The organism is Alcanivorax sp. HI0044 (genome assembly GCF_001634945.1).
The window spans coordinates 1-3501 of the sequence record NZ_LWEZ01001282.1; the positions used below are offsets into that span (position 1 = coordinate 1).

5 protein-coding genes are annotated in these 3501 nt (G+C 51.8%); 4 read left to right on the forward strand and 1 reads right to left on the reverse strand.

From position 1 onward, the window contains the following. A partial coding sequence (locus A3730_RS18475) for an ankyrin repeat domain-containing protein (protein ID WP_197477524.1) occupies positions 1–311 on the forward strand: 311 nt, incomplete at its 5' end. Positions 312–540: 229 nt separating this feature from the next. Here the strand turns inward: A3730_RS18475 and A3730_RS18480 are convergent. Further along, the gene (locus A3730_RS18480; protein WP_063520716.1) at positions 541–942 is read right to left on the reverse strand and encodes an MAPEG family protein; all 402 of its coding nucleotides are present in this window, start codon (positions 940–942) and stop codon (positions 541–543) included. Between the two features lie 322 nt (positions 943–1264). Between A3730_RS18480 and A3730_RS18485 the strand changes: the two genes are divergently transcribed. The 3 genes from A3730_RS18485 to A3730_RS18495 form a co-directional block, all read left to right on the forward strand. Then, positions 1265–1810: a hypothetical protein gene (locus A3730_RS18485; protein ID WP_063520715.1), complete on the forward strand. Its 546-nt coding sequence runs from the start codon at positions 1265–1267 to the stop codon at positions 1808–1810. 142 nt (positions 1811–1952) lie between these two features. Next, on the forward strand, positions 1953–2801 hold the full coding sequence (locus A3730_RS18490; RefSeq protein ID WP_231880675.1) for a transposase: 849 nt from the start codon (positions 1953–1955) through the stop codon (positions 2799–2801). 71 nt (positions 2802–2872) lie between these two features. Continuing rightward, a partial coding sequence (locus A3730_RS18495; protein WP_231883996.1) for an IS4 family transposase occupies positions 2873–3501 on the forward strand: 629 nt, incomplete at its 3' end.

Here is a 3501-nt window from a genome sequence, read left to right on the forward strand (position 1 = left end):
TTTATAATGCAGTTATTTCCAGGTTTACACCTATTGTCAGAAAGCTTCTTGAGGCGGGGGCAGATCCGAACTTTCAGAATGCATCTGGTGTTACTCCTTTGATGTGGGCATTTGGACAACCGGCCCCAAATGGGAACTTTTGGCCAAGGGCCAGAGGGTCATACGATACTGCAAAAATTCTATTGGATGCAGGCGCTGATCAAAACATTAAAAGCAATCAAAAGAGAACAGCCAGAAGCATATTGAAGTCTCAGTCATGGGGTGAAGATCTAACCCGGAGAATGAACGAGCTGCTTGATATGTACGCTTAGCTTGAGCCGGTCGAGATGTGGCCAAGCTGGGGGCAGCGTCGCCCGGTGGTACACCCTGAGGAATGTATATATTTATGGGTGTCCCCTAATCGCCGAAGAACTGAAAGCGGAAATTGATACGCTGCTTGCGGGGTTGTTGGAGGGTTAACTGGAGCGGTATCTGAAGCGGTAAAAAAACCGGGAGCAGACCTGCTCCCGGTTTCCTCGTTCTCATGCCGTCATCACTTTGCTACAGCAGCGCAAAAGCCAGATACAGCATCAGTGCCACCTGAGCCAGGAACAGACTGGCGCGGATGAACACCAGCGGGAAACTGGTGCCGACAAGATGCACCAGGCTTTGCCCGATACGAGCCGCAACGACAAAGCCTGCCACCGCGTTGACGGTCTCGCTCTGCCCCGTAGCGGCGGCGACCAGCACCAGCGCCGCAAACAGCGGCAGGTTCTCCAGGCAGTTCAGGTGGGCGGCCTTGGCGCGCACCAGAATCGCCGGATCATCCACCGGCTCACCACGCTCCCAGTGGTTGGCGGCTTTCTTGCCCGTGAGTGCCAGCGGCAGCCGGTAGGTGGCGTAACTGAGCGCCAGAATCAGCGTCCAGAGGATATAAATCAGTAGTGCGGTCATTCCAGTCATGGGGCGGCCCTTCCATCGCAAAAAAAACCAGCGTGGTGAGGGGCGCGGCAAGATAGTGTGAAGTCCGAGATTCGACCGGGTAGGGGGCCTGTTTTTGCTCACCGTATAGCGTGTCGCATTCGGTTTGCGCCGTCGCAACTGGGCTGAATGTGCGCATGTCCCCTTCTTCTCCACTAGATGGGATGCAAGTCTGGGGTTGGGCTAAGTCTTTATATTTCCTGGGATAATGCGTGCGTGTTCCTTCTTTCGAGATGGCTTGTCGACTAATGTTGCCGATGTTTTTTTATGGTTGAGATTTATATTCAAGAGGTGATGAAAAACTATGAAAGCGGTATTTGTTGTGTTTATTTTTCTTTTTCTTTCAGCTTGCGCATCAAAATCAGGCTTTGAGCCCTATGAAGCAACGCCGGGTAATGAAAAAAAAGAGGCGATGAGTTACAAGATTGAAGAAGGTGATTTTTCATTGTCTGGTCCGGATGTGGGAGAGAGTTATCCTGGAGAAGCTGAGCTTAAGTCAGATTTCTATGGATATCTAAAAGATAGCATCGATGAAAGAGGGGTGGACGGCGAAAATTATACGCTAAGGGTATCAGTCGAGTGGGAAAGGCGCATGTCTGGTATAAAAAAGGGCAGCGTTTTCTCCTCCGCGGTTTGCCGTTTTAATTCTGAAATAATAAAAGGCGGCGAAGTTGTTGCCGTTGACTACGGCGACCCCTTGAATGCCGATTCAGTAAAATACAGTCACAAAAACTTCTTTAATAACTTAAAAAGAATGGCTGACACTTTGACTCAAAGTGGAGATGCCGATTCAGAACAAAGAGAAATGAAACGCTGCGCGATGCTACTTGTAGAGCGATTGCCCAAATAGGGCGCTGTTGCAAGAAGGTGAGAAGCAAACCTGGGGTCAGGTCTTGTCCCGTGCGTCAAGGTACGACGTGAAGTTCAGCTCAAGCTGACATTAAAGCTTCAGTTGAAGCGGTATTTTTCTCTGACAGGGATGTTGGAGATGAATGATGGCAAGACCGCTGAGGCTTGAGTTTGCCGGTGCGCTTTATCATGTGACGGCGAGAGGGAATCGCCGGGAAATGATCTACGAGGAACAGGGGGACAGGTCCGCCTTCCTGGAGAAGCTCTCAACGGTATGCTGTGAAGCAAACTGGCTGTGCCATGCCTACTGTTTGATGGGTAATCACTACCACCTCCTGCTGGAAACCCCGGAGGGCAATCTGGGCAGGGGGATGCGCCAGCTTAACGGCTGCTATTCACAGTATTTCAATCGCAAACATGGCCGTTGTGGCCACGTTTTCCAGGGGCGATATTCGGCTGTTCTCGTGGAGAAACAGAGCTACCTGCTCGAATTGGCCAGATACATCGTCTTGAACCCGGTAAGGGCGCGTATGGTGCATACGGCGCAAGAATGGCCCTGGAGCAGTTATCGAGGAACGGCAGGCCTTCAGGCGCTTCCTGAAGGTGTGAGTGCAGATTGGATTCTCGCTGCTTTTTCAGGCACCCGAGATGAAGCCATAAAGGCGTACAGGGAGTTTGTTAGACAGGGAAAGGACCAGCCCGATCCCTGGGAATCCCTTAAGAATCAGGTCTATCTCGGCAGTGAAGACTTTGTGGCCCAGATGGTGGCCAAACTGGACAGCAAGGCCACTCTTTCCGAGGTGCCTTCAACCCAGCGTCGTCAAGTCGCGCGCCCGCTTGGTGTTATTGCAGCTTCACATCGTGACAGAGACAGCGCCATACGTGCCGCCCATGAAAGCGGGGGCTACAGTATGCGAGAGATAGGGGATTACTTCGGTTTGCACTATTCGCGAGTGAGTCGGATAGTTCGAGGGGCACGGGGCAAGACCTGACCCCGGTTCCGTGACCTGGTTTAGGCTTTCCCATTAGCCGGATTGTTGGAATCACTTGTCTCTCCAGCGGCATGGTTATTAACGCGGCGATGGGGCCCTATAAGGGCAAAGGTGGCAGTGAGCATGCCTTGTTCCGCACCTTGCTGTCCGACCTTGAACAGGGCGATATTCTGCTGGGTGATGCGCTGTATGGCAGCTACTACGTTCTGGCGGAATGTCTTGAACGTGGTATTGATGTGGTTTTCCAGCAAAACGGCGGCAGGAAACGGACAACAGATTTTCGTCGAGGAAAGCATCTGGGGAGCAAAGATCATCTGATCCGAATCAAAAAGCCAGTACAGCGCCCAGGCTGGATGTCTGCGGAACACTTCAGAAATCTCCCCGCTGAAATTGTCATACGGGAGGTCGCGCTAGAGAGCAAAGTCCTGATTACTACCCTGAATGATGCAACGCAAGTTCCACGGGAAGCACTGAAAGCCTTGTATCGAAGCCGCTGGCATGTGGAGTTGGATATTCGGAATATCAAAACCACCTTGGGCATGGAAACGTTGACGTGCAAAACACCGGAGATGGCCGAGAAAGAGATGTGGGTATATCTGCTGGCGTATAACCTGATACGCATTCTCATGGCGCAATCCGCAGCGTTATCGGATGTGCTCCCGCGAGCATTGAGCTTCAAGCATGCATTACAGATTTGGAA

Bases quoted from the DNA above. Each gene is read 5' to 3' on its own strand.
- A3730_RS18485 (WP_063520715.1), top strand. From the start codon at position 1,265: ATGAAAGCGGTATTTGTTGTGTTTATTTTTCTTTTTCTTTCAGCTTGC.
- A3730_RS18490 (WP_231880675.1), top strand. From the start codon at position 1,953: ATGATGGCAAGACCGCTGAGGCTTGAGTTTGCCGGTGCGCTTTATCAT.
- A3730_RS18480 (WP_063520716.1), bottom strand. From the start codon at position 942: ATGACTGGAATGACCGCACTACTGATTTATATCCTCTGGACGCTGATT.